Raw genomic sequence first — 26,602 nt, forward strand, 5'->3', positions numbered from 1 at the left:
GCTATGACGCTTTCTTTGTTTTTATCCTCGCGCGCGGGCTGGTTGGGCTTTCGGATAAAACCAGCCTTTCTGCTGAGCTCACAGGTGGCCAAGGCCCTATGAAAATGCTATGATCTGGCCCAATTTACCGTTGAGTTGCCTTGCATGAGCTACGCCAATATTCCTATGAAATCCGTGGGTCCGCTGAAGCTGGTGGGTGATGTGGATGCTGAGGTATTGGTGCCTTTGGCGACCTATGAAACCCCGCTTTGGCCATCAGTGGGCCGTGGCGCTAAGTTGTCGCGTTTATGCGGCGGTATTCAAGTGAGCTTGCTCGATGAGCGCATGACTCGCTCCGTGTTGTTCGAGGCTGATTCTGCCCGTACCTTACACCAGATTTCGCACGCCATATTAGCTGATATGGATGTATTGTATTCGGTGGTTTCGGAGTCAAGCCGTTTTGCAAAGCTTTTGGCTGCCAAACCCCGTATCGTGGGCCGCATGTTGTATTTGCGTTTTGAGTTTCAAACGGGCGATGCCTCTGGCCATAACATGGTGACCAAAGCGTCAGACTATTTGATGGAGTACTTGCTCAAGCGTTATGATGCTTTGCGGTATGTCTCAATCTCAGGCAACTACTGTATCGATAAAAAAGCCTCTTCAGTGAACAATATTTTGGGTCGTGGTAAGCATGTCGTCGCCGAGATGTATATACCGCGGGAAATTTGCGAATCGCATTTGCGTACGACGCCTGAGGCTCTTGCCGATATTAACACCAAGAAAAACCTGGTCGGTTCTATCGTCGCCGGCAGTTTGCACAGCGCGAATGCGCATTATGCGAATATGTTGCTGGCGTTTTATTTGGCCACGGGCCAAGATGCGGCGAATATTGTTGAAGGTTCGCAAGGCATTACCTATGTCGAAGCCCAAGCCGACAGCGTGTATTTTTCTGTGAGTTTGCCGAATATTATTGTTGGCACCGTCGGCAATGGAAAGGGTCTGGATTTTGTGCGAGAAAACTTAGCGTTGCTCGGTTGCACTCAGTCGCGCGAGCCGGGTGAAAATGCTAATCGCTTGGCCATGATTGCAGCGGCAACGGTATTTTGCAGTGAACTATCACTGCTGGCGGCGCAAACTAACCCGGGTGAGTTGATGAAAAGCCATGTGGCGATGGAGCGAGGTGAAAATAAAGCATGAAACATTACGGTATCGACACCTTAAGTTTTTACACGTCACATTACTGTATTGATCTTGCGGCGTTGGCCAGTGCGCGCGGCATTGATGTGAACAAGTTCTACGTTGGCCTCGGTCAGCAGAAGATGGGCGTGTTAGCCCCCGACGAAGACATTGTGACCTTAGCAGCCAATGCGGCTAAGCGTGCGCTTCGTGATACGAAGTTAGACGATATTGGTACGGTTTTGTTTGCGACAGAATCGGGTATTGATCAATCTAAATCAGCGGGCGTGTATGTGCAGCGCTTACTCGGTTTGTCGCCGCATTGTCGCGTGATTGAAATGAAGCAGGCTTGTTACAGTGGTACGGCCGCGATTCAAATGGCGGTGGGCCTGTTACAGCGTTGGCCAGATAAGAAGGTGCTGGTCATTATGTCGGATGTGGCGCGTTATGGTTTGGGTAGTCGCGGCGAGTCTTCTCAGGGTTGCGGTGCTGTTGCTGCGGTCATTAGCCAGAATCCGCGCTTGTTAGCGATTGAACCTGAAGCGGGTTTATACACCGATGATATTATGGATTTTTGGCGCCCCAATTATCGCGACGAGGCGTTTGTCGATGGCCACTATTCAACTAAAATGTACATGCAGGCTTTGGTGGAAAGTTTTGATGATTACTCGCAACACAGTGGGCGAAAGTTTAAAGATCACACGCACCATTGTTACCATGTGCCTATTCCTCGTCTTGTTGAAAAGGCCCACAAACACTTGACTGCGCACTGTGGTGTTGAGTTATCGGAAGAGTCGATGAAAGCTTTGCTTGAGCCGCAGCTTGTATATTCCCGACGCGTCGGTAATTGTTATACAGCTTCTTTATATTTGAGCCTCATTTCTTTGCTGGATAATGTGAAAAGTGATTTGGCCGGTCAGCGCATCGGTTTTTACAGTTATGGCTCGGGCTGTGTGGCGGAGTATTTCAGTGGTATCGTGATGCCGCATTACCAAAATGTATTGGATGCGCAGCATAATAAAAACATGCTCGACTCGCGCACCTTGTTAAGCTACAAACAGTACGAAGACTTTTATCGTTACAAGTTGCCGCAAGATGGCAGCCAGTGTGTGACGCCAGCACACCCCAGCGGCGCATTTCGTTTGGCCGGCGTGGATAGGCATCAGCGAATTTATGAGAAAGTCTAGTGCCAGAGCGCCCGGTAAACTGATTATCAGTGGTGAGCACGCAGTGGTGTATGACGCGCCTGCTATTAGCGTTGCGGTTAATCGTTACGTCACCTCCACAGTCAGTTCTCGCCGTTTGCGTTCGGTTTTGTTCCATTTGGCGGATTTGCGTCACACAGAAACGTCGACTTATGACACATTGCGTAAACTTAAGCATCGTTTAAAATCGTCCTATCAGAAATTTTTAGACGGTGACTTTCATGTGCGTGATGTTTTGGAAAAGCCGTTTGAGCTGGCGCAATTTGCTTTTGTGAATGCGCTGGATCATGTTGAAGAAAGCTTGAGTGGTTTGAACCTTGAAACGCATTCTGATGTGCCTACAGGCTGTGGCTTGGGTTCGTCCGCGGCTTTGGCGGTCAGCATTACAGGTGCTGTATTGCACTACCATGGTATTACCTTGGGTGATGAAGAATTTTTTGAGTTGGTTAAAGTGGCTGAAAATATGCAGCACGGCTACACAAAAGGTTTGGATGTGATGACATCGTTTCGTGGCGGTGCGATTCACTTTAAGCAAGGCCAGTATACCTCGATTGATGTGCCTGATTGTCCTATTACCTTGATCAACACGGGCCAGCCTGAAAGCACAACCGGCGAGGCTGTGTTCAGCGTGCGAAAGCGGTTTGGTGATAGCGGTATTTGGTCAGAGTTTTCTGAGGTGACCGAAAAATTTTATTCAGCGCTTTGTTTGGAAGATCATCAGAAAACGTTATTCGAGCTTATTGCTAAAAATCAAACCTTACTTGAAACCATTGGCGTGGTTCCTGATAAGGTGAGAACCTGTGTTGCTGATTTGCAAGAACGCGGTGTCGCAGCCAAATTGTGTGGTGCTGGCAGTGTGAGTGGCGACGCTGGCGGCATAGTACTCGCATTGAGTGATGATCTAGAGCAAATAGAAGAATGTGTTAAGCCGTATGGTTACTCTGTGCTTCGCTGCGCGATAGATCGACAGGGTTTGGTCTATGATTAGCGCGAGCGCACCTTCAACCACCATGTTGTTTGGCGAACACGCGGTTTTAACAGGTGGCAAGGCCTTAGTGGCCGCGCTCAATGCCCGTGTCACGGTATGTTTAGAGCCTATTGAGAGTGAGCGGATTGAAATCGTCTCTTCGCTGGGGCGTCATGTTCAGGCTTTGGCTGATTCTGCTTTAACCGCACCGTTTGAATTTGTGTTGGCTGCTGTGCAAGCTTTCAAGCCTGCAAAAGGGTTGCGCTTAACGATTGAAAGTGAAGTCTCTTCAACCCTGGGGTTAGGATCTTCCGCAGCGGTCACCGTGGCTACTGTGGCGTGTCTATATCAATGGCTGCACGGTCAAGAAAATATAAGTGAACAATTTAAGCTTGCATATCATGCGGTTTTAAGCGTGCAGGGTCTGGGCTCAGGTGCGGATATTTATGCCGCCACATTTGGTGGTGTGCAATCGTATTGCATTGGGCAGACGACAGCAAATCCAGTTAATTGGCCCTGGCGATTTTATTTGTGTTATTGTGGTTATAAGACACCGACCAAAGTCGTGTTGGCTATGGTTGAGCGGCGACGTCTAAATGACGCAGAAAGCGTGTCTAGGTCGATAGCCTGTATTAACCAAGCCACAGAGTTGGCTCTGTTGGCAGCAAAACATCATTCGCTTGATGAATTGAGTGAGGCTTGTAAGCTCCATCAGGCTGCGATGAAAGACCTGGGTTTATCAACGCCTGAGCTGGAGCAATTGATCACATCGCCTGCTGCAAAAATTTCAGGTTCAGGCCTGGGTGATTGTGTCATCACCTTTGTCGGGTCCGATACGGTTATCCCAGAAGACATGATCAAGTTGAGTGTATCGAATCAAGGAGTGTGTCTACATGAATCCGCGTGACTGCGTTCAATGTTTGATTCCACATGCAAATATTCATAAGGCCTCGGCCGTCGCGTTCGCGCCTAGCAATATTGCCTTGTGTAAGTACTGGGGCAAGCGTGACTCGGTGTTAAATCTGCCTGAAACGGGCAGCTTATCGATCGCTTTGGGTGATTTGGGCACCACCACGTGCATTGAGTTGAGTGAAACCGGTCAAGATTGTATCGAGTATGCCGGCAAAGCGTTAGATGAAGGCAGTGGTTTTTACCGCAGGGTGACTTCCTTTTTGGATTTATTTCGTGCGCCGAATCAATTTTTTCATATTAAAACGAATAATACCGTTCCGCTTGCGGCCGGTCTTGCGAGCTCTGCTTCAGGTTTTGCGGCCTTGGTGAAAGCCTTGGATGATTTGTATAACTGGCAGCTTGATTTGAAAACGCTCTCAATTCTCGCGCGACTCGGTAGCGGCAGTGCCGCACGCTCATTTTGGCCGGGTTTTGTGGAGTGGCATCGTGGTGAGCAATCAGACGGGTTGGATTCGTTTGCTGAGCCAATTGAAACAGCCTGGCCTGAGTTGTGTGTGGGCTTGATTTTAGTATCAACGGAGCAGAAATCTCGCTCTTCGCGAGAGGCGATGAAAGAAAGTCGTGATACATCGCCCTACTACCCTGTGTGGCCTAGTAAGGTAAAGCAGGATATTGCTGCGATTAAGCCTATGATTGCTGATCGTTCTTTTGGTTTATTGGGCCAGATTGCTGAACAAAATGCACTGTGTATGCATGCCTTAATGCAGACGGCTGTTCCGCCCACGTATTACGCTTTGCCTGAAACATTGGCTGCTATGCGGGCCGTTTGGGCTTTGCGTAAAGAAGGCGTGTCTGTGTATTTCACGCAAGATGCTGGCCCGAATTTAAAATTATTATTTGAGAAATCGTCAGAACCATCGGTGCGAAAGCGTTTTCCTGATATGATTGTCGTTGAACCGTTTAAATGAGAAAAGCATGAAAAATACGGAAGAATATTTAATTTTGGTTGATGAGCAAGATCGCGAGGTTGGCACGTCTGAAAAACAAGCCGCTCATGAAAAAGCTTTATTACACCGCGCTTTTTCTGTTTTTATCATGAAAGGCGATGAGGTTTTATTGCAGCAACGACAGTCTTCAAAATATCACTGTGGGGGCTTGTGGACTAATACTTGTTGCGGCCACCCGCGTCCGAATGAAGAGACAAAAGCGGCTGCAGAAAGACGCTTGCATGAAGAGCTAGGATTTGCTCAGCCACTCAAGGATGTGGGCTCATTCACTTACCGTGCTGAATTTGATAACGGTTTAACAGAATATGAGTTTGATCATGTCTTTTTTGCTGAATACGATGACCAAACCATTAGCCCCAACCCTGACGAGGTTTCGGCAATTGAGTGGTTGTCTGTTGAAAAATTAAAGCAGCGTTTAAAGAAGGCGCCAGAGCAATTTACACCGTGGCTAGGTTTGGCTTTATCGGTATTATTAAAAGCGCGAGGTCAGAAATGAAAATTTTATTAAGCAATGATGATGGCTATCAGGCGCCGGGTATCAATCAATTGGCTCAAACACTCTCTGAGTTGGGTGAGGTGTATGTTGTTGCCCCTGATCGTAATCGCAGTGGCGCGAGCAATTCTTTAACGATCGACCGCCCACTGAGTGTTAAACAGTATGGTCCGAACGCTTATTATGTGAGTGGCACACCAACAGACTGTATCCACTTGGCCACAACCGGTTTGTTAGATATTAAGGCAGATATCGTTGTTTCAGGGATCAATGACTCTGAGAACTTAGGCAGTGATGTCTTGTATTCTGGTACGGTAGCGGCAGCGGTGAGTGCGCGTATGGCTGGCATCCCTTCGATTGCGATGTCGCTTTTGGGCGGCAAAGAATATGAGTGCGCAGCTCGTGTGGCTAAACAACTTGTGACACGCTTGATCAGTCATCCCTTGCCTGCTGGTACAATTTTGAATGTGAACGTGCCTAACGTTGCGTATGAACATTTGCAAGGCTTTGAGATCACGCGTTTAGGTACACGTGAAATTTCACAGCCTGCAACACGACAAATTAACCCTAGAGGCAAGGAAATTTTTTGGATCGGTTTGCCGGGTAACGAAGATGATGCTGGGCCAGGCACTGACTTTTCTGCTGTGAGCGCTCAAAAGGTTTCAATGACACCGTTGAAATTTGATTTGACACACTACGAGGTTTTTGAGAATTTATCGATATGGTTGCAAGGCTTAGTGTAGTGTGGAAACTGAAATGTCAGATGATCTTCAAGAGATAGAAAAGGATTCGGTCGATATCGAGCAAGATGAGGTTGATCTATCTGATGATGCCGATGAGACAGATGTGGATGAATCAGAAAGCGATGAAACGCCAGCCTTAAAGTCAAAACTTGCCAAGGGTCCGGATCTCGATCCGATTCAGTTATACCTTAACGAAATCGGCTACACGCCATTATTAACCGCCGAAGAAGAAATTCAGGTCGGTCGTTTGGTTGTGCAAGGTGATCCGGCTGCCCGTAAGCGCATGATTGAAAGCAACTTACGTTTAGTGGTCAAGATCTCCCGTCATTATATCAATCGTGGTATGGCCTTTTTAGATCTGATCGAAGAAGGCAATTTGGGCCTCATGCATGCTGTAGAAAAATACGATCCTGAGCGAGGCTTTCGTTTTTCGACCTATGCCACATGGTGGATACGCCAAACAATTGAGCGGGCGATCATGAACCAGACGCGCACTATTCGCTTGCCCGTCCATGTCATTAAAGAATTGAACACCTACCTTCGCGCGGGTCATGAGCTTGAAAAAAAGCTGGGCCATAAAGCATCAGCTGAAGAAATCGCCAAAGCCTTGGATCAACCTTTAGACAATGTGAAGTCAATCTTAAGCTTGAACGAGCCGATGGCTTCTATCGATAAACCTCTGGCGAATAATCCGGATAAACGCCTGGGTGATTTGGTGGCTGATGATAATAGCCTTGATCCGGAGGCTTTATTGCGTGATATGGATTTGCAAAAGCACTTGGAAGTGTGGCTGGGTGAACTGGATAGTCGCCAGCGCGAAGTATTAATGCGCCGTTTTGGCTTGGGTGATTATGACGAGCGTCAAACTTTGGAAGAAGTGGGCGCAGCGATTGGCTTGACGCGCGAGCGTGTTCGTCAAATTCAAATCGATGGCCTTCGTCGTCTTCGTTTTATTTTGGAGTCCAACGAAATTTCTGAAGACATTTTGCACGATTTAGGGGAGGCGTAAGCGATGAAAAGTGGTGTATTGTTCTTAGTCACTTCGGTCTTCAGTGTCATAGCTTGGGCCCAATCTCCCATGGCCATGCAGGCCTCACAAGTGCTTGAAAAAATCTCCAGCGCGGGCTACCAAAACATTGACCAGCTTGAGCTTAAGCACGGTGTTTATAAAGCAGAAGCTTTAGACAGCAATCAGCAAGAAGTGGATATTCGTATCAGCGCAGACACCGGCCAATTTTTGCCAACTGAGGTGAATGTGCCAAAGCGAGATATGCTCTCCGTTGCCCAAAAACTGGAAAAGCAAGGTAACGCAGTGCGTGAAATAAAGCTGGCCGCTAGTGGCCAATACTATACCGTAGAGCTTACTAACGCTCAGGGTGAGAAACAAAAACTTCGTGTAGACGCGAACGAGAAAGTTAAGCCTGTTTCGGCTTCTTAAGCCTTCTGTCCGGCGATCAAATAGTTCACTGAAATATTATCTGACAAAGAAAAGCGCTTCGTGAAAGGATTGTAACGCATGCCTTTTAGGACTTTTATCTCAATGTTTGCCTTGCGAAGCATTGCTGAAAGCTCGGCAGGCGTGATAAATTTTTGATAATCATGTGTGCCGCGTGGCAGAACCTTCAAAAGATATTCAGCACCAAGTATCGCGGTGAGATAGGCCTTTGGGTTTCGGTTCAGCGTGGATAAAAAGATCTGCCCGCCAGGTTTCAGTAGTTTTGCTAAGTGCTTCACAAAGTCGTCTGGGTTGGGCACATGCTCGAGTAGTTCCATGCAGGTGATGATATCAAATTGTTCAGGGTGTTTTTCAGCGAAGGTTTCTACGCTCGTGCAGTGGTAGTCGATGTTAAGGCCTGAGTCCAGTGCGTGGAGTTTGGCGACATCAATCGCTTGTTTAGATAAGTCGATCGCCGTGGTGTTCGCCCCTTTGACTGCAAGGCTTTCGGATAAGATGCCGCCACCACAACCGACGTCTAGGACATTCTTGTCGGCAAGCTTCACCTGCTCTTCAATAAAACGAACGCGGTGTGGATTTAAATCGTGCAGTGGTTTGCATGGGCCTTTAGGGTCCCACCACTTTGAAGCCATGGCATCAAATTTTTTCACTTCATTTGGATCGTAGTTGCTCATGACGGGCACCTGTTTTAAAGTGATCATTATCGCTGGATGCTTTTTGGCTGTCTAGTTGTTTGGGGAGTATAAATATGTGCCGATTCATCGCTTACTTGGGAAAGCCACTGCTAATCAATGATGTGATTAGTAAACCGAAAGACTCGTTGATTAAGCAAAGTGTTCATGCGCTTGAGTCAGATGTCAAGCTTAATGGTGATGGCTTTGGAATTGGCTGGTATAACCCCAGCGTTACAAACAAACCGGGTGTCTTTGTTTCGATACTGCCAGCTTGGAATGATTTAAATTTACGAAATATCTCTCACCAGATTGTCTCTCCTTGTTTTTTTGGCCATGTGCGCGCAGCAGAAGAAGGTTCTGTGACCCACGATAATTGCCATCCCTTTCATTACAAACACTATATGTTTATGCACAACGGCGGAATCGGCGGCTATAAAAAAATCAAGCAAGCCCTCTTTGCGCTGTTAAGTGAAGAGGCTTTTTTGCAAATTCATGGCCACACAGACTCTGAAGCGATGTTTGCACTCTGGTTAACTTGTTTTTTGAAAACCAAGAAAACGCTGGCTGATATGCTTGCTTGCTGGCGGGAAACGCTGAAGATTCTTGAAGGCTTGCAAGCAGAGTACGGCGTTAATCAACCTTCTTACATTAATGCTTTAGTGACAGATGGAGAAGAAATTTCAGGTGTGCGCTATAGCACAGACCCGGATTATTTTTTATCGTTACATTTTTTAGCAGGAAGGGAGTTTGTTCACACAAAAGAAGGTTGCCATATGCTGCCAGCAAAATTTGGTCGAAATGATGCAGTGATAATTTCATCAGAGATCGTGACAGCGCATAAAAACGAATGGCGTGAGGTTGAAAAGCAGGCGGTATTTAGTGTTGATCGCCATAAGGTCATTAGCACAGAGAGTTTATGATGATTTGCTACGACGCATATAAATAAAGTACCCCAGATAGATAAAGATCAGTGGGCCGAGTATGAGCTCCAGCTCGTAAGAAATAAGGTTATACCCTTTTAAATTCGTGGGCGGTTCAAAGCTAAACAATATGCCTAAAGTGATTGAAACCGCGATACCGAGCACATACAGCTTGTTCAGCAATGGAGAGCCGGGTAGTTTGTTTAGCGATTTGAAATAGACGGCCGCCAAAAATAAATAAGGAATAAAGTATAAGATCGTTGCCATTAGCACTAACACTTGATACATATTATTGATGCTGGGCAAGGCATTTGTGATCAACGTGATTGCGCTGATGATGAGCCCCATCAATAAAATAGCGTTGGCAGGCGAATCATGGCGATTGGTTTTGTGCAGCCAGTTTGGCAGTATGCCTTTGGGTGTGCATTTAAAAAACATCGTGACAGGCGCTATCAGCCAGATAGTCACTGCAGCAAGCTCAGCAAAAACAAGTAAAAATGACATTGCCCGGCTAAACCATGGCGCATGGAGTTTTTGGCCCATCACTAGAAACGTTTGCATTAAACCGGATGTGTTTTGCACTTCTGCTGGTGTGAGTATCACGTTAATCGCGAAGGTTCCAAGCGCATAAAATAGAAAAATTAATAATGAGCCAATAATCAAGCCATTGTAAAGATCGCGCTTGGGGTTTCTAACGGCGTTTGCAAATGTCGGTATGACCTCAACGCCCGCCATGGCAAACATGATGATAGTCAGGGTTGAGAGTTTGTTGAAAATATGGCCGCTCGGCAGCGCGGCGCCGGCACTAAAGCTCGTGGCGCTTTTTCCTGTTGCCAGAAGTAAAAACACCCCGAGTAAAATCAAAGCAATGGTCGGAATAATGGTTCCAAGTAAGCCGCCATATTCGACTAAATATTTGCTGGCCTTCAAGCCAAATAAGCTGACGATGACGATCAACCAGAAAGCGATTAACACACAGGCTGTAATATAAACATGATTATTAGCCAGCTGCGGTTTACCGAGAAAGTAGGCAAAGTTGGTCGCCAGGAAAATTAAAACGGCCGGATAATAAAAAATATTATTCACCCAGTAGAGCCATGCGACGATAAAAGCACTCCGTTTGCCCAGCGCATGCTCTGTCCATTTGTAAATACCCCCTTCTTCCGGGTATAAACGGCTTAACTTTGCGGCAACAAATACCAGCGGTAAGAAAAATAAAACCGCACCCAGCAACCAATATGAAATAGCGGATGCGCCAATTCCTGCCGCGACGGCAAGCCAGCGAACGCCAAAATTAGAGATAAAGGTGATTAGAGCAACGTCACGAAAACCCAGGACTTTTTTTTGAGAAGGCGAAGATGTCATGTCATACCAAGCTAAAAAATAACGAAACCCGTCGAGTAAATTGGGCAATAATGCTCTAAGTAGCCGCATGCCGCCCAGGGGTAGAATAAGCTAGCAGTTTAGCACTAAGTTAAGAGTGCGCACAAATCGCTTGTTGGGGATACATTTTTGTTAGTATGTGGGTTATGATGAGCTTTCTTTCTATCGGATAAACGGGAGTGATGTATGAGTTCAGTGACCAGTGCTTTGACCAAAGTGTTTGCCAACACTTACGCGCTTTACCTTAAAGCCCAAAACTTCCACTGGCATGTTAAGGGCATCCAGTTTAAAGAGCTGCATGAGCTTTTTGAGGTGCAATACACCGAGCTTGCGCAAGCGGTGGATGATTTGGCTGAGCGTATTCGTACCTTGGGGGCGAATGTGCCTGCTTCGTTTTCTGCGCTTAATGACGTCAAAACCTTGGACGATGGTGATTCCAACATGAAGGGCGAAGACATGCTCAAAGCCTTTGTGGCAGATCATCGCGCGTTGATTGATGATTTGTACGCAGCCATGAAGGTTGCTCAAGAAGCAGGCGACGAAGGTTCGATCGCGCTCATCAGCGAGCGTATTGCGCATCATGAGAAAAGCGCTTGGATGCTTGATGCAACGTTGGCTTAACTTATGCCGGGAACTTTGTACGTGGTGGCCACGCCGATTGGCCACCTCGACGATATTTCATTGCGAGCGTTAGAAACCCTAAAAGCGGTTAAACTGATTGCCTGTGAAGACACTCGCCACAGCAAAAAATTATTGAATCATTTTGGCATCACCACACCCTTGTTTGCTTTGCATGCGCATAATGAAGAAGCTTGCGCAGATGTACTGATCGAGCGGCTGGTGGCAGGTGATGATATTGGGCTGATTTCCGATGCGGGCACACCGTTGATCAGCGATCCAGGGTGTCGTTTTGTGGCGCAAGCCAAAAGCTTGGGTATCACGGTGTCACCTTTGCCGGGTGCTTGTGCGGCCATCGCCGCTTTGTCTGTGGCCGGCTTGCCAAGTCATACTTTTCATTTTGTCGGCTTTTTGTCGAGCAAAGGCGGTGCCCGTAAAAAGCAGTTGGCCACCTTGGCTCATGAGTCGCCAACGCTGATTTTTTATGAGGCGCCTCATCGCATCATCGAAACCCTGAGTGATATGGTCGTGGTGTTTGGTCCTGAGCGTATGGCGTGTTTGGCACGCGAAATGACCAAAACCTTCGAAACGGTGCTTCGCCTACCCTTGGCCGAGCTGCTGGCCCTGGTTCAAAAAGATCCAAATCAAACCCGTGGCGAAATGGTGCTGTTGATTCAGGGCGATAGCCAGAAGTCGCATCAAGCCCATCATCTAGCGCCTGAGCATATCTACCAGCTGTTACAGGCTGAGCTGCCGCCGTCAAAGGCCGCGAAACTTGCGGCCAAAATCACGGGTCTAAGCAAGAAAGATCTCTATCTGGGTGGCGATCAATCCGATTAAACGGAGCCGTAACGGCTTCTTTCCGCACAGCCTTCAAAACCGATTTCAATGGCGTTTGAGATTTTTCGGCCTAAAAGCACGGTGCATAGGACAACTGCAAGCCCAGCAAAAACGCCGCCTACGATAATGCCGGTGATTGACTGATCTTCGTCATGGTGGTAGTGGTGTCTGTGGTCAGCCAGCCAGCCGGCGCCAACAATTAGCCCACCTATGGCTGCGCCAATTAAGGTGCCGGATAGATAACCTAGCATTTTTGCTATCACGCCTCTGCAATCTGAGGCGCATTCTCTGGGTGAAGGGCAATGGTTTCTCATGGTTGACCTCTTGTTTTGTCTATTTTTAAGCCACTCCATTTTACAAAGGTCTTAGGATTATCGTTACCGTAAAATCTACGCAGTACAGTGCCTCTTTGAGACTCAAAATCCCTGTAAAAACCAAGCATTTTTGTCCGGTTCATGGTAAGCTTTCCGGCTAAGAAAAGGGTCCATTATGAGCATCAATAACACTGGCATCACGCCTATTACGATTGAAGATGAGTTGAAGCAATCTTACCTCGATTATGCGATGAGCGTGATCGTGGGTCGTGCCCTGCCAGACGTTCGTGATGGCTTAAAACCTGTGCACCGTCGCGTATTGTTTGCGATGCATGAACTCAATAACGACTGGAATAAAGCGTATAAAAAATCGGCTCGTGTGGTCGGTGATGTCATCGGTAAATATCACCCTCATGGTGATACGGCGGTTTACGATACGATCGTTCGTATGGCTCAGCCGTTCAGTTTGCGCTATATGCTGGTTGACGGCCAGGGTAACTTCGGTTCGGTCGATGGCGATGCGCCAGCGGCCATGCGTTATACCGAAGTGCGCATGTCGCGTTTAGCCCATGATTTGTTGATCGACTTGGATAAAGAAACCGTCGATTTCTCGCCGAACTACGATGGCACGGAGATGATTCCTGACGTGTTGCCCACACGTGTGCCGAATTTATTGGTCAATGGTTCTTCGGGTATTGCGGTGGGTATGGCCACCAATATTCCTCCGCACAATATCAATGAGGTGATCACAGCGTGTTTGGCCCTGATTGAGAACCCGGCACTCACTATTGATGAGCTTATGGGGTTTATTCCAGGCCCCGATTTCCCAACGGCAGCAATTATCAATGGCCGCGCGGGTATTGTTTCGGCCTACCGTACGGGTCGTGGTCGTATTTATGTGCGTGCGCGAGCGACCATCGAAGACGATAAAAGTCACCAGCGCATCGTGGTCACCGAGTTGCCTTATCAGGTTAATAAAGCCCGCTTGCTTGAGAAAATTGCTGAATTGGTTAAAGAGAAAAAAATCGAAGGTATCAGCGGTTTGCGCGATGAGTCTGATAAAGACGGCATGCGTATGGTCATTGAGCTCAAGCGGGGTGAAATGGCTGAAGTGATTTTGAATAACCTTTACGCCCAAACACAAATGCAAACGGTGTTTGGTATTAACATGGTGGCGTTGGTCAATGGTGAGCCCAAGCTCTTCAATCTAAAAGAATTGCTCGAAGCTTTTATTCGTCATCGCCGTGAAGTAGTGGTGCGCCGCACTGTGTTTGAGCTTCGAAAAGCGCGTGAACGTGCGCATATTTTGGAAGGGCTAAGCATCGCGCAAGTTAATATCGATAAAATGATCACGCTCATTAAGCAAGCGCCGAATCCTGCTGAGGCCAAAGTGGCTTTGCAAGAAAATCTCTGGCAAGTGGGTGATGTGAAAACCATGCGCGGCGAAGCCGATATCGATTTTAGCCTGATTGATCATGAGGGCATGGGTTTTCAGGATGGTGCCTTGTATCGCTTATCTGAAACACAGGCTCAAGCCATTTTGGAATTACGTTTGCATCGATTAACCGGCTTGGAGAAAGACAAGCTGTTTGGTGAGTACCGCGAGATTTTAGAAAAAATCAAAGAACTTAGTTTCATTTTATCCAGTACGGATCGTTTGCTGGAAGTGATTTCCGATGAATTGAAAGCAGTGCTTGCCCAGTACGGCGATGAGCGCCGCACCGAAATTATCGAAAGTCAGGCCGACCTTACTGCAGCGGATTTGATCACCGAAGAAGACTTGGTGGTGACCGTTTCGCGTGAAGGCTATGTTAAAGCACAGTCTTTAACGGCCTATCAAGCACAGCGCCGTGGTGGTCGCGGTAAATCGGCGACGAATGTCAAAGATGAAGATGTGATTGAGCGTTTGGTGATTGCTAATTCTCATGACACGATCTTGTGCTTCTCAAGTATTGGTAAAGTCTATTGGCTGAAAACGTATCAATTGCCGCAGGGCAGCCGAAATTCGCGTGGCAAGCCGATTGTGAATATTTTGCCGCTCACTGAAAATGAACGTATCACATCAATTTTGCCGATTAAAGAATTTGATCAGGGCAAGTTTGTGTTTATGGCCTGCGCATCGGGCATGGTGAAAAAAGTGTCTTTGGAGGCGTTCTCACGCCCACGATCAAACGGGATTATTGCGGTTGAGCTGCCTGGCGATGATCAATTGATCGGTGTTGATATCACTAACGGTGAGCGGGAAGTCATGATCTTTATCGACAGTGGTAAGTCGATTCGTTTTCATGAGCAAGCGGTGCGTCCTATGGGTCGAACTGCGCGTGGTGTGCGTGGTGTGAAGTTACAAGCCGGGCAAAAGGCTGTTTCATTAATTATCGTGCATGATGCGATTGATATCTTAACGGCGACAGAGAATGGTTTTGGTAAACGCACAGACGTTGAAGAATATCGTGTGACAGGTCGAGGTGGCCAGGGTGTCATTTCTATCCAAGTCAATGAACGTAACGGTAAGGTGATCGGCGCGGTGGCTGTGAAAGCAGGCTTTGACATGATGCTCATTACAAACCGAGGAACGTTGGTGCGTACTCGGGCTGACGAGGTGTCGAAAGTTGGCCGAAATACGCAGGGTGTTCGTTTGATTCGCTTAAGCGAAGGTGAAAGGCTCATCAGTTTGGAAGCGTTTGAGGACGTTGTGGCTGATGAGGCGATAGACGACATCTCTTCAGAAGAAGAGTAAGTCTTAGCGGCCGTAGATCGCCATCAGTGGGTAAAGGGATGAGGCGTTTTTTAAGCTACAGTCTCGCCGGTTTGGCTTTATTAGTCTTCGTGGCCGTATGGTATTTGCCTGCCTCTAGGCCGCTGTCCTTTTCTTGCGCCTGGTTGCCGGCTTTAGGCGTTAATCTCAGTTTTAATATTGACGGTTTGAGTCAGCTCTTTATTTTACTGATCAGCGCGATGGGCGTATTGATTGTTTTATACAGTCATCAGTATTTAAAAAGCAGCGCCTTATATTATCGTTACCTTCTGTTTTTGGCTTTATTTATGGTGGCGATGCTGGTCACTGTGGCGGCGAACAATTTAATTGTCTTGTTCACAGCCTGGGAGGCTACAAGCATCAGTTCATTTTTGCTGATCAGTTACCATTACTATCAGCGGCGCAGTCGTAATGCTGCATTGCAAGGCTTGCTGGTTACGATGTTTGGCGGCCTTTTTTTATTGCTCATGGCTTTTTTACTTTATGCTGTCACGGGTACCTTTACCATCACAACGCTGATTGCTGATCATCAACACATCATTCATAGCGCATACTACCCTTGGATTTTTATTTTTTTCTTGTTGGCTGTGATGACAAAGTCCGCGCAGTGGCCGTTTCACTTTTGGTTGCCCAATGCAATGGAAGCACCAACGCCGGTGAGCGCGTATCTGCATTCGGCGACGATGGTTAAGCTTGGCTTATACTTAACGGCGCGATGTTTGCCGCTCTTGGGTGGCACGGTTTTGTGGCACGATGCCTTAGCCATAGTGGCGATGATTACTCTATTCGTTGCAGGTATTTTATGTTGTTTGCAGTATGACTTAAAACGTTTTCTCGCCTACTCAACTGTGATGGCCTTGGCCTTGGTTTTGTGGCTATTGGCCGATGGTAGCGAACAAAGCGTGCAGGCTGCGCTAGTATTTTTATGTGCCCATGCATTGTATAAAGCAGCATTATTTTTGTGTGCCGGTAATATCGATCACGCCACAGGTGAGCGCGACGTGAGAAATTTAGGCAGCCTGTGTAAAGCAATGCCGCTGACATTTGTTGCGGTGCTACTGGCTTCAGCATCACTGGCAGGTCTTCCGCCGCTGTTGGGTTTTGTGGTCAAAGAGTTGGTGTATGCCGTAAAGCTCAATGGGGCTTGGTCTATGCTTGAAGTGCCTGTTGCTGTGATGAGTAATGTGGTTTTTGTCGCCTTGGCTTTGTTATTGGTGGTGCGACCTTTTTTAAGTCGTCGAGTGAAAACACCGTTGATTCACCAGGACAGTTTTTTCTTGGCTTGGCCGCCGTTATTGCTGGCGTTGCTCAGTGTCATATTCGGCCTTCAGCCAAACCTACTGAATAAGCATCTCATCGCCCCTGCGATGCGAGCAATATTGCCGGTTGATAGTATTTCACAGTTGTCGCTTTGGCATGGTCTAACGCCTTCGCTTTACTTGAGTGGCTTTACACTGTTAGTGGGCTGTGTGGCTTATGCGCTTTATGCGCGCTTTGGCCGAAGCCTGCCGAATTTTATGCCGCGAATCGGTGTGGAAAGCGTGTATCATTACACACTGGATCGTTTAAATACCTGGTCTTTCCAGGTTACGCGATTTTTTCATCACGGCCGTTTGCGCGAGTACTTGGCTTTAGTCTTCTTATTTGTGGCTGTTTTGTTGTGGGCGGTGTTCATCGCAAATAATGACATTACGATTAAACAATGGATGCCGCGTGCACCTTGGTTTGATGATATCTTAGTGGTTTCTTTGATTGCTGCAGCGGCTATGACCGTGGTTAGCGCGCCGTATATGGTCAGTCTGGTGATGCTCGGCGTTGTGGGCTTGCTGACTACGTTTATTTTTATTCTTTATTCTGCGCCTGACGTGGCTTTAACACAGTTGTTGGTCGACATTTTGACGGTCGTTATCACGGTGCTTGCTTTGTATCGTTTGGAAAAATTGCCCAAGCCTCAGCTGACTTCGCGTTTTTATCGCTGGCGAAACGCTTTGATTGCAGCGGCAATGGGTTTGATTGTGACGCTAATGATGCTGGCCAGTTTAAGTCAGCCGTTTAATCGTTTCTTGAGCGAGTTTTATATTGCGCATGCCAAAACATTGGCGCACGGTCAAAACGTTGTGAATGTTATTTTGGTTGATTTTCGTGCGTTTGATACCTTGGGTGAAACCTTAGTCGTCGCGATGGCAGGCTTAGGTGTTTATATTTTATGGTATCGCTTATTGGTGAGAAAGAAATCATGAACTCCTTGATTTTGCGCGTAGCCAGTGGGTTCTTAACGATATTAATGCTGTTGTTTGCATTATTTATTTTATGGCGCGGTCATAATAATCCAGGCGGTGGTTTCATTGCTGGTTTAATTGCTTCAGCAGCATTAGGCTTATACACCATGGCCAATGGCGTTGAGAAAGCGCAACGCTTGATCCGATGGCCAGTGTTTTACTACTTAGCCACGGGCATTACGATCAGTGTTGTCGCAGCGGTATCGCCGCTATTTTTAGGCCAGCCTTTTTTTACCGGGCTTTGGTTTGGTGCATCTTGGTTTTCGGTTGGCACCCCGATGCTTTTTGATATAGGGGTGTTTTTAACCGTTGTTTCTGCCGTATTGATGATGATATTTGTGCTGGAATCTAAGCCGGAGAGCGATTAGTGGAAGTGTTATTGGCTTGGGCAAGTGGTATTTTGGTTGCTATTAGCGTGTACCTTTTGCTCAATCGAAATCTCATTCGTGTATTGTTTGGCATCATTTTAATGAGCACCGCGATTAATATTATCATTTTTACCTTGGGTCGTCTCTCACGCAATCAGGCGGTCTTTGTTGAAAATCCTCACCTAAAGCCACTTGATTGGTATGCCAATGCCCTACCTCAAGCTTTAATATTAACAGCCATTGTGATCGGTTTTGGCTTGGCCGCTTTTGTTTTGGTTTTGGTGACACGCAGTTGGCAAGATCTGGGTACGATGGACGCGGATAAATTGCGTGAAAGTGAGGTGGGGGATTGTGACTAATATGTTGCTCGTACTTCCTACTTTAACGGCTATCATTTCCACGATTGTATTGTTGTTTTGTTGGTTTAAACCGGTTTATCAGCGAGTGTTTAACCTTATCGGCACACTCGTTTTCTTTATATTTTCTTTGCTTCTTTTTTTAAACGTTCGCCACCTTGGTTATTTAAGTCTGAATATTGGTGGTTGGAGTGCACCCTATGGCATTAGTTTATGTGCGGATAAGCTTGGTGCATTAATGCTTTTGCTTACGGCCATTGTGGGGTTGTTGATTGCTATTTACAGTTTTTCTGATATCGACCAGGCTGATATCCATGCTGGCTTTTACCCTGCGTTCCAGGTTTTATTGGTGGGCTTGGCCGGTGTTTTTTTAACGGCCGATTTGTTTAATTTATACGTTTGGTTTGAGGTCATTCTCATCAGCTCATTTATTTTGCTGATTTTGCGCGGCGAGAAATTCCAACTTGAAGCCGGTATTAAATATGCGGTGTTGAACTTAGTGGCGACATTGTTTCTTTTAACCGCGATTGCTTTTTTGTATGCACAAACTGGCACGCTAAATATGGCTGACCTATCTGTTCGAATCGCGAGCAATATGCACCCGGGGTTTATTCGCGTGATATCCGTTTTTTTTGTGATTGCTTTTGGTATGAAGGCGGCAGTATTCCCTTTGTATTTTTGGTTGCCAGCTTCTTACCATACGGCGCGTCATGGTGTGACCGCCTTGTTTGCTGCTTTGTTAAGCAAGGTAGGTATTTACGCCTTGCTGCGTAGTTTTACATTATTGTTTCCCTCCAGTTTTAGTTTGTCGCATGAGCTTCTCTTGATTCTAGGATTGTTGGGTTTGATTTTAGGCCTTATGGGTGCGATTGCGCAGACACGTTACAGAAAAGTATTGGCTTTTTTGCTGCTTGCACATATTGGGTTTATCTTAATGGGCTTGAGCTTGATGAACCGTTGGGCTATCACTGGTAGTGTGTACTATATGATGCAACATATATTGCTTATCGCGATGCTCTTTATGATGGCGGGCTTGATTAAACGTTACCGACAAACAGGCATCAGTTTGTTTCGCACTCGACCAGGGTTGTCGGCACTGTTTTTTATTGCGGCTCTAGCGTTATCAGGTGTGCCGCCTTTTTCAGGATTTTGGCCAAAGCTGGCGCTGATCAATGGCGCGATCTCTGCAGGCTTTGCTTGGCTTTCTTTGGTTTTTTTAAGCAGTGGGCTTGTCACCTTGTATGTGATGTGCAGGCTTTGGAACAATGTATTTTTACGCGAAGTAAAGTACGTTGAAGCCTCTTCACTGATTAGCCCACAGGCTATGTGGGCCTCTGTGCTTATGTGTTTTACCCTGGTGCTAATCTTGTCGCTTGATCCCGCACCTTTTTATCATTTTAGCGCGCAAATTGCAGGGCAACTCTTGCACCCGCAGGGGTATATCCACCAATTGTTGGGAGGGGCGAATGATTAAGCGTGCTGTATATGGCCTTTTTTTCTGTGTCTATGTTCTGTATGAGCTGATTATTTCAGCGTTCAAGGTGGCCAAGATTACTATAAGCCCTAAGTTGTCTATTCGCCCAGGCGTCATTGCGCTACCCATTCCTGGCGACACGGATCTTGAAATTACCCTATTGGCGAACTTGATTACCTTGACACCGGGCAGCTTAAGTTTAGATGTTTCACCCGATAAGAAAGTGCTCTACATTCACAGCATTGATATTGATGATCCCGATACACTTCGCGATGCAATCAAACGCAAATTAGAACGGCGTATCAGGAGGCTTGTATGATAAGCGCATTTTTTATTCAAGCCTCTGTTTGCTTAATCTTGTTGGCATGTGCATTAACGCTATGGCGATTGATGACAGGGCCTAGCTTGCCAGATCGTGTGATGGCATTTGATTTGTTTTCTATCTTGCTTATGTGTTTAATCGCACTCTTTTGCTTTATTACTGCTAATGGTATTTATTTGGATGTGATCTTGGTGCTGGCTTTGCTCGCTTTTGTCGGCACGCTTGCATTTTCTCAATTCATCGAATGGCAATTAAGTAAGGGCAGACATCATGATTAATCTTGTCGCATCGATCATTATTTTTGTGGGTTCTTTATTTTGTTTATTAGCAGCAATAGGCGTGGCGCGCATGCCAGACATTTTATTGCGCATGCATGCCAGTACAAAAGCGGGCACGTTGGGAGTGAGTCTTGTGTTGTTAGGTACGGCTTTATCACTAAAAAGCGTGGGAATATGGTTAGAAATTGTAGTTACGATCATTTTTTTGTTTATTACGGGACCGATTGCAGCGCATGTTTTAGCGCGGGCAGCCTACATTATCCAGGTGCCGTTGAGCCCATTGACCCAGATTGATGAAATGCGTGAGCACTACACCGCTAAAAAACCTCCTTTAGAAGACGAACAATAAGCCATACTACTTAGCCCCTAAAAAAAGACAGCCGAATTTTTCAGGTAAATTTCCTTTTATAGTCTATAGTTTAGCTATAGCAGCAATAACGAATAAGGATATGCTCATGAAAGCCACGCTGGTGAAAAAATATTGGAAAGATGTGCGTGAAGAGATGCAAGCTCTGGCGCCTGAGTTTAGCAATATTGTTGATGCATTAAATCCAGGTGATGACTTGTGCTTCTATGAGGGTGTTTACCCCTACGGTGCTGAGGTTGTGAAGCAAGGCGTTTTGCAAGTGGCTAACCCGAAGGGTGATATTGTTCCCTATAACCACCCCACTATAGAGACTCATCTCTCAGAAGACTTGAGTTACAACTTGGGCTCAAACCCCTGTCTGTGTGTGCTCGAGAGTTGTTTAGAAGCCTACACCTATTTTGATGATCGCGTGATTCCTGCGTGTGATTATCTTCGCCCCGGTTCTTTTTCAGGTATTTGGCAGGTGTTGGGGCCGCAAGTCTCGCAGTACCCTGAGTTTTTGTGGAATCTTTCTTCGGGTTCGCGTTCTATTTTTATGTTGCCGAAAGTCTCTGAGGCGAATGCGAATAATAAACTCAAGCGGGCATTTTCACTGACGACCAATAAGCCTCGTAGCATGTTAGATCATTGGTATCTTTTTCGAGAAATGGCCTCGCACCCGGACTTTCCAAAACCTTGGCGTTCGCGAGTGTTATTTTTTTCCGGGGAATGGTTTAAGCAGCTTGAAGACCCTGCTTGGCATGAGTTTCAGCGCTATATTCTCAAAAAAGCATGGTTTAGTAGTGAGTTTTGGCGAAACCAGTTTGTTTGGAATATCGTGTTTTCTTCTGTTCAAAAAAACCGACAAATTAAATCCAGCGCCCATATTATTAATACAGTGCAACACCTCATTATTATGGCCGCAGGTTTTATGCCAGGTTTTGCACCTGCCCTGGATGATTCGGCAGCGCCGGTGTCCAGTTTGCAGCAGGTCTACCTGGATATTTATAATCTAAGAAACTATGCGCCAATTTTAATGCAGCCGCATTGTTTATCCTTTGAGGATAATGCTCGACCGGTTTATTACTCTTTGCATTACCCCACTGCGGGCACATTCTCACCAAAAAGTAGCGGGCACAGCAGTACCATTTCCGATCTTTATGAAGTGAAGATGATTATGGATAAGTATTTGATGGAAATGCGCTCAGGAAATATTCATTTAAGCGATACGCTGATTGCTAAAACAGCCGAGGCGGCGGCTTTCAGCTTCTTTCATAGTGATACGGAGATGTATCACGATGTGAAGCCCAGTGAGGATATTCCAAAAGAAGACCCTAGTTTTAAACAAGCTACGCCTAAAAATACCATTAGCGATGAGTTTCCAAATAACAGTAGTTTTGTGCGCGGTTGCATTCGTGTGGATCATTATTCTAAGTAACGCTGTTTTAGCGATCTGATGCTGTGCGCTTGCCGAGTATACTGGGCTCATCATCATTAAAGTTGCTCTCGCCTAGTCCCGCGGTAAGTGCAGCTTGTGCTTCGGGTGAAAGGCTTGTGCGAAAAAAGCAGGGGTAATCGTATGCGGCTTTAAAGCGCTTAATCGCATCCGGTTTGTATTTCTCCCAGGGCTTTTGTGAAAGGCGTCGGGCTTCCATTTCTCGGTTATTAACCGAGAGCATCGCGTCGGATTCGTCATAATTTGCTGCGAAAAACCAGTCGAGTAATTCATCCCATGTGTGAAACACTAAGGCCTGTGGAGCCGGATCGTTTTGGAATAATTCATCGATCAAAGAGGAGTAGTCCATATAGGCGGTTGATCGCACTGGAATAGTGTATGTACCATGCTGATTAATTTTTTTCTCGAAAGCTGCTCGCCCATTTCTTACGGCTGGAAGCAGCAAAAGGCAGAGTTTGCCCGCAAAGTTATTGTGACCAGATTCTCCGAGAAAAAGATTTTTGTAATCGGTGATTTTTTTTCTAAGGCTTTCTGCAACGAAATAAGCTGTATAGGCAGCTTCTTCACTTTCGGGTGTTTTAAACTTCATATATAAAAATTTAAAATCTGGTTTTCGTGGTGGTTTATTAACAAATTCTTTCCGAACCTCTTGTTTCAATACTTCCACGCTGAGCCGATGACACACTTCTGTTTTGATTCCTTTGTTGCTGAGAAAGGGTTGTCTTTGATTGATCTCACGTGCAAGGTTGGGAGGGATGCTGGGGCGACCAAGGAATTTAACATCTTTAACAATGCTATTTTCTATTGTGATAGTGATGGTGTTTTTATTTCCGTAGCCTTCTAGGCACTTATCTGTATTGGTAAAGGTGTAGTCTGTCATGTGGTTACGCCGCCTCTTCTTTTCGTTTATTTAGCCCAAGTTGGATTAGAAGGGTTAATATTAAAAGAATCACGCCAAAGCCTATCGAAATCAGCACCAGATTATCAATGCCAGTGAGTTGGCCTTGTGCGTTGCGACTCAAGAAGATACCGGAAACGGTGGCGGCTGTGGCCGCTGTAAAATTTCGCACGGCGTTTTGTGCGCTCATAAAGGCCGGTTTTTCTTCGTGTTGTGGAATTAGGCTTGTCTGTACTGAGACAATCGTTCGTCTCGCACTGGCAAAAAACATAAAGCCACACATAAACACCAGCACAGGTATGCTTTCGTAAAAAATGCCAAGCATTAAAAAGATAAATACCATCACAGAGATAAACAACATTAAGCGTGGTATGGAATAGCGATCGGCGCCTAAGCCGGCTAGGTAGGTGCCAACGATGGCCAGGCTGCCTGATAAAAAATAAAGTAATGACAGCTCGGTCAAGCTGATCCCGCGATTAAGCACGTAATAGTTCGCAAGGTTGGGCACTAGAAAAAAATTGGTGCCCATCGATAGGCCAACGGCGGCAAAACCAAGCCAGTTGATGTTTTTTTTCAGTAAGTCTTTAACGCGGCTATGTTGAATTTGAGTATTGAGTTTTGGAATCGCGAGCTGGCTCACGATGATTGAGAGCAAAGCAATCATTGCGCAGACGGTGAAAAACACAGCGCGCCAGCCAATCAGTGAGGCTGAGTAAATGGATATCGGTGTGCCTAGACACATTACCAGCGTAATGGATGACATCATAAACCCCATCGCTTTTCCGCGGCGTTCCGGCGGCACGCTTTCGGTGACGAGCGTGCCAGCCATGGATGCCATGCCGCCGCCAAAGAGTCCTGCGATGATGCGTGCAATCACTAGGCTATCGGCATCCCAAGCCAGCCCTGTTAAAGCGGTGCTGATGGCGAGCCCGAGCAGTGTCAGAATCAGTAATTTTTTTCGAGAGACACGGGTGAGCAAGCGTGCAAATAGCAGGCTACTGCAGCCGGCGGCATACATATAAATGCCGGCAACGGTGCCAATGAGTGAGACGTGCACGTGTAATGTTTCAATAAAGTAAGGCGACAGTGGAATGACAATCGCAAAATCGAGGATATGAATAAACATCATCCAAAAGGCAAGCCTGACGATATGTTTTTCAGTCATGTGTATTTCTCGTTTTTTTTAGTTCGTCGTTGCCGGGACAGGATTAAGCCTCGGCGTGTGCTTGGTGCTCTAGTGCATCTGTATTGAGCCGCGGGCCGGCATCACCTTGTATGTAATGCAAACGGCAGGTTGACACATAGCGATCATTGCCGCCAATTTCAATCGTCTCGCCTGTCGTCACTTTTTGGCCGGATTCATCCACGCGCATATTCATCGTCGCTTTTCGGCCGCAGTGGCAGATTGTTTTAATTTCCGCGATCTCTTCGGCGAGTGCCAGTAAATATTTGCTGCCCTCAAACGGCTCGCCGGTAAAATCCGTGCGCAAACCATAGGCGAGCACCGGACGTTTGCATTCTAAGGTGACCATGGCGAGTTGTTCAACTTGCGCTTTAGACAAAAATTGCGCCTCATCGATCATCAAGCAAGTGACTCTCGGGTTATTAGCCACCGCCTCTTTAGCATGGGTTAAAAAATTAAAATCCGCACCGTAGCTGACGGCATCAGCGGCCAGGCCTATGCGTGAATGGATATGTCCTTGCTTGAAGCGGTCGTCAAAGCTTGGCGTGTATAAGAGGGTTTCCATACCGCGCTCATTGTAGTTGTAAGAGGCTTGCAGCAAGGTGGTGCTTTTGCCGGCGTTCATCGCAGAGTAGTAGAAGTAAAGCTTGGCCATGCGAGTATCCTATTGAGGCTTTGGAAAGTCTATCATACGGGTAGCCATTCACTAAGGTATAAAGGCAATTTTTGTGTGCTCTGTGGCTCTATGTTCAATGGGTTGCCGCTTAATATGATGCTGTTTGACGGGCTATAAAGCGCCAGAAATTTCTCTAGGCTTTTGGCCTTGGTGACGTGACCCGCTTTGACTTCGATTGGGGTGATACTGTCGCTTAGTAGCGTGATGAATTCGATTTCAGCGCGATCTTGTTGCCAACAAAATAGTTTGTGACTGTTTTTGTTAAGCATTTGCGCGACGAAGTTTTCGGCAATATACCCTTTATATGAGCCGAAATCGTAATCTAAAATGCTTTTAGCGGGGGTGTCATTCATTGCATTGAGTATACCCACATCAAAACCATACAGTTTGAATAGGTTTTCTTTGGCTTGTGCGTTTAGTGGCATTTCAATGTGTCGAATGATCGGCGTTTGTAAGACTAGCCCTGCTTTCTTTAGCCAGTCGATCGCGCCGTGTAAGCGTTCGGCATGTTGTATACCGGGTATGACATCTTTAAATTGAAAGCGCGGGGCTTGTGAGTTGTGTGTTCGAGCCAGCTGCCGAGGGATGGATTCAAAAACACGCTGAATATGCAGAGCATTTTGCGCGCCGGCGTGTTTGGCGATATCGGCGTAATAACTTTTGATCAGTGTGTCTTGCTTGTTGCGTGCCTGCTCAAACGCGTTAAAAAGAGAATGCCGGTTGTCAACGAAGCATTGCACAACTTCGGGTAGGCCGCCCGTAATAAGGTACCACTTAAAGCGTTCCCATAGTTTTTCGTGTGCGGTGATAGGCAATGTGTGGTTCATTTTTGCAAGCTCGCAAGCGTTTAGCAGTTGATCTTCTTCTAGTGCTAATAAAAACTCAGCAAAACTCATGGGGTGCAGATGCAGTAAAGAGACCTTGCCCACGGGGAACGATCCGGGTGTGAGTGAAAGGCCAAGTAAAGAGCCGGCGCAAGCGAGAGCGAGCTCGGGCATTTGTTCCGAGAAATATTTTAGTGAGGTAATGGCTTTGGGGCAGGCTTGGATTTCGTCAAAAATGAGTAGATCCTTTTGCCGGTCAATCGGGGTTTCTAGGGTGAACTCAAGCTCGGTGATGATGCGCTCGGGGCTCAAATCGGCCTCGAAAATACCCTCTAGTCCTGGATTTTCTTCAAAATTAAGGTAGTGGCTCCGCTTAAAACGATTGTGTCCAAACTCGTTCAGTAGGTAGGTCTTGCCGCATTGGCGAACCCCCATAATAATCAATGGCTTGCGTGATCTCTCGGCCTTCCATTGTTCTAACTGCGATAAAAAATGGCGTTTCATGAGTGTATTTTTACCCGGCTTGTCATTTTTTACAAGCAAAAACTGACAAACCTATCACTTTTTACAAGCTGAAAATGACAAATCTGTCACTTTTTACAAGTTGAGCCGCTTGCCTCGACCAGGGTGCGATTAAAAGTGTAGGTTTTCATGCCGCTTTTCTTTCTTCCCAATAATCATTCCACTGTCCATTGGCGCG

At 46.5% G+C, this 26,602-nt stretch carries 28 protein-coding genes; 21 read left to right on the top strand and 7 right to left on the bottom strand.

The genetic code is table 11. From position 1 onward, the window contains the following. The first annotated feature begins 144 nt into the window (after positions 1-144). Genes COV52_06340 through COV52_06380 form a run of 9 tightly spaced genes read left to right on the top strand, consistent with a single transcriptional unit; the run spans position 145 to position 7,920 of the window. Positions 145-1,176, top strand: coding sequence for a hydroxymethylglutaryl-CoA reductase (locus COV52_06340; protein PIR11120.1), 1,032 nt, complete (start codon positions 145-147; stop codon positions 1,174-1,176). Then, positions 1,173-2,342, top strand: coding sequence for a hydroxymethylglutaryl-CoA synthase (locus COV52_06345; GenBank protein ID PIR11121.1), 1,170 nt, complete (start codon positions 1,173-1,175; stop codon positions 2,340-2,342). The genes COV52_06340 and COV52_06345 overlap by 4 nt, the downstream gene beginning before the upstream one ends. Next, positions 2,329-3,348: a mevalonate kinase gene (locus COV52_06350; protein ID PIR11122.1), complete on the top strand. Its 1,020-nt coding sequence runs from the start codon at positions 2,329-2,331 to the stop codon at positions 3,346-3,348. The genes COV52_06345 and COV52_06350 overlap by 14 nt, the downstream gene beginning before the upstream one ends. Next, on the top strand, positions 3,341-4,234 hold the full coding sequence (locus COV52_06355) for a hypothetical protein (GenBank protein ID PIR11123.1): 894 nt from the start codon (positions 3,341-3,343) through the stop codon (positions 4,232-4,234). The genes COV52_06350 and COV52_06355 overlap by 8 nt, the downstream gene beginning before the upstream one ends. After that, the gene (mvaD, locus tag COV52_06360; protein PIR11124.1) at positions 4,221-5,207 is read left to right on the top strand and encodes a diphosphomevalonate decarboxylase; all 987 of its coding nucleotides are present in this window, start codon (positions 4,221-4,223) and stop codon (positions 5,205-5,207) included. Before COV52_06355 ends, mvaD begins: the two co-directional genes overlap by 14 nt. A gap of 7 nt (positions 5,208-5,214) precedes the next feature. Continuing rightward, complete coding sequence (locus COV52_06365) at positions 5,215-5,742, top strand: isopentenyl-diphosphate delta-isomerase (GenBank protein PIR11125.1); 528 nt, start codon at positions 5,215-5,217, stop codon at positions 5,740-5,742. Further along, entirely contained in the window at positions 5,739-6,482 is a 744-nt protein-coding gene (locus COV52_06370) for a 5'/3'-nucleotidase SurE (protein PIR11126.1), read from the top strand. The genes COV52_06365 and COV52_06370 overlap by 4 nt, the downstream gene beginning before the upstream one ends. Positions 6,483-6,495: 13 nt before the next feature. Continuing rightward, complete coding sequence (locus COV52_06375) at positions 6,496-7,491, top strand: RNA polymerase sigma factor RpoS (protein PIR11151.1); 996 nt, start codon at positions 6,496-6,498, stop codon at positions 7,489-7,491. Positions 7,492-7,494: 3 nt separating this feature from the next. Continuing rightward, complete coding sequence (locus COV52_06380; GenBank protein ID PIR11127.1) at positions 7,495-7,920, top strand: hypothetical protein; 426 nt, start codon at positions 7,495-7,497, stop codon at positions 7,918-7,920. Here the strand turns inward: COV52_06380 and COV52_06385 are convergent. Further along, positions 7,917-8,612 (bottom strand): bifunctional 3-demethylubiquinol 3-O-methyltransferase/2-polyprenyl-6-hydroxyphenol methylase, encoded by a 696-nt coding sequence (locus tag COV52_06385; protein ID PIR11152.1) that lies wholly within the window; start codon positions 8,610-8,612, stop codon positions 7,917-7,919. The genes COV52_06380 and COV52_06385 overlap by 4 nt on opposite strands. 74 nt (positions 8,613-8,686) lie before the next feature. Here COV52_06385 and COV52_06390 point away from each other — a divergent pair, with 74 nt between their 5' ends. Continuing rightward, the gene (locus COV52_06390) at positions 8,687-9,532 is read left to right on the top strand and encodes a class II glutamine amidotransferase (GenBank protein PIR11128.1); all 846 of its coding nucleotides are present in this window, start codon (positions 8,687-8,689) and stop codon (positions 9,530-9,532) included. Here COV52_06390 and COV52_06395 read toward each other — a convergent pair. Then, entirely contained in the window at positions 9,527-10,897 is a 1,371-nt protein-coding gene (locus tag COV52_06395; protein PIR11153.1) for an amino acid transporter, read from the bottom strand. The genes COV52_06390 and COV52_06395 overlap by 6 nt on opposite strands. A gap of 204 nt (positions 10,898-11,101) precedes the next feature. Between COV52_06395 and COV52_06400 the strand changes: the two genes are divergently transcribed. Beyond that, positions 11,102-11,536: a DNA starvation/stationary phase protection protein gene (locus tag COV52_06400; protein PIR11129.1), complete on the top strand. Its 435-nt coding sequence runs from the start codon at positions 11,102-11,104 to the stop codon at positions 11,534-11,536. Between the two features lie 3 nt (positions 11,537-11,539). Beyond that, entirely contained in the window at positions 11,540-12,373 is an 834-nt protein-coding gene (gene rsmI, locus COV52_06405; protein PIR11130.1) for a 16S rRNA (cytidine(1402)-2'-O)-methyltransferase, read from the top strand. Here the strand turns inward: rsmI and COV52_06410 are convergent. After that, the gene (locus tag COV52_06410) at positions 12,370-12,624 is read right to left on the bottom strand and encodes a hypothetical protein (protein PIR11131.1); all 255 of its coding nucleotides are present in this window, start codon (positions 12,622-12,624) and stop codon (positions 12,370-12,372) included. The two genes, rsmI and COV52_06410, sit on opposite strands and share 4 nt — an antisense overlap. A 238-nt stretch (positions 12,625-12,862) precedes the next feature. On the opposite strand from COV52_06410, the gene COV52_06415 reads away from it, so the two are divergent. The 9 genes from COV52_06415 to COV52_06455 all read left to right on the top strand — a co-directional run bounded on the left by COV52_06415 (position 12,863) and on the right by COV52_06455 (position 22,303). After that, positions 12,863-15,424 (top strand): DNA gyrase subunit A, encoded by a 2,562-nt coding sequence (locus COV52_06415; GenBank protein PIR11132.1) that lies wholly within the window; start codon positions 12,863-12,865, stop codon positions 15,422-15,424. Between the two features lie 38 nt (positions 15,425-15,462). Beyond that, positions 15,463-17,682: a Na(+)/H(+) antiporter subunit A gene (locus COV52_06420; GenBank protein ID PIR11133.1), complete on the top strand. Its 2,220-nt coding sequence runs from the start codon at positions 15,463-15,465 to the stop codon at positions 17,680-17,682. Continuing rightward, positions 17,649-18,089, top strand: coding sequence for a Na(+)/H(+) antiporter subunit B (locus tag COV52_06425; protein PIR11134.1), 441 nt, complete (start codon positions 17,649-17,651; stop codon positions 18,087-18,089). Before COV52_06420 ends, COV52_06425 begins: the two co-directional genes overlap by 34 nt. Further along, positions 18,089-18,448 carry a cation:proton antiporter gene (locus COV52_06430; GenBank protein ID PIR11135.1) on the top strand — a complete coding sequence of 120 codons (360 nt, stop codon included), beginning with the start codon at positions 18,089-18,091 and terminating at the stop codon, positions 18,446-18,448. The genes COV52_06425 and COV52_06430 overlap by 1 nt, the downstream gene beginning before the upstream one ends. Before the next feature lies 1 nt (position 18,449). Continuing rightward, positions 18,450-19,919 carry a Na+/H+ antiporter subunit D gene (locus COV52_06435; GenBank protein PIR11136.1) on the top strand — a complete coding sequence of 490 codons (1,470 nt, stop codon included), beginning with the start codon at positions 18,450-18,452 and terminating at the stop codon, positions 19,917-19,919. Further along, entirely contained in the window at positions 19,912-20,238 is a 327-nt protein-coding gene (locus COV52_06440) for a hypothetical protein (GenBank protein ID PIR11137.1), read from the top strand. Before COV52_06435 ends, COV52_06440 begins: the two co-directional genes overlap by 8 nt. After that, entirely contained in the window at positions 20,235-20,519 is a 285-nt protein-coding gene (locus COV52_06445; GenBank protein ID PIR11138.1) for a hypothetical protein, read from the top strand. Before COV52_06440 ends, COV52_06445 begins: the two co-directional genes overlap by 4 nt. Beyond that, positions 20,512-20,868: a Na+/H+ antiporter subunit G gene (locus tag COV52_06450; GenBank protein PIR11139.1), complete on the top strand. Its 357-nt coding sequence runs from the start codon at positions 20,512-20,514 to the stop codon at positions 20,866-20,868. Before COV52_06445 ends, COV52_06450 begins: the two co-directional genes overlap by 8 nt. 106 nt (positions 20,869-20,974) lie before the next feature. Then, positions 20,975-22,303, top strand: coding sequence for a hypothetical protein (locus tag COV52_06455; protein PIR11140.1), 1,329 nt, complete (start codon positions 20,975-20,977; stop codon positions 22,301-22,303). A 7-nt stretch (positions 22,304-22,310) separates the two neighbouring features. On the opposite strand, the gene COV52_06460 is transcribed toward COV52_06455, so the two are convergent. The 4 genes from COV52_06460 to COV52_06475 are packed head-to-tail and all read right to left on the bottom strand — an operon-like array spanning position 22,311 to position 26,406. Beyond that, on the bottom strand, positions 22,311-23,201 hold the full coding sequence (locus COV52_06460; GenBank protein PIR11141.1) for a hypothetical protein: 891 nt from the start codon (positions 23,199-23,201) through the stop codon (positions 22,311-22,313). A gap of 4 nt (positions 23,202-23,205) precedes the next feature. After that, positions 23,206-24,384, bottom strand: a complete 1,179-nt coding sequence (locus COV52_06465; protein ID PIR11142.1) for a hypothetical protein — start codon at positions 24,382-24,384, stop codon at positions 23,206-23,208. Positions 24,385-24,427: 43 nt separating this feature from the next. Then, entirely contained in the window at positions 24,428-25,057 is a 630-nt protein-coding gene (locus COV52_06470; GenBank protein PIR11143.1) for a thymidine kinase, read from the bottom strand. A 32-nt stretch (positions 25,058-25,089) separates the two neighbouring features. Further along, positions 25,090-26,406 (bottom strand): hypothetical protein, encoded by a 1,317-nt coding sequence (locus COV52_06475; protein ID PIR11144.1) that lies wholly within the window; start codon positions 26,404-26,406, stop codon positions 25,090-25,092. Positions 26,407-26,602 lie beyond the last annotated feature (196 nt).

The organism is Gammaproteobacteria bacterium CG11_big_fil_rev_8_21_14_0_20_46_22, from assembly GCA_002796245.1.
Classification (GTDB): Bacteria; Pseudomonadota; Gammaproteobacteria; order UBA12402; family UBA12402; genus 1-14-0-20-46-22.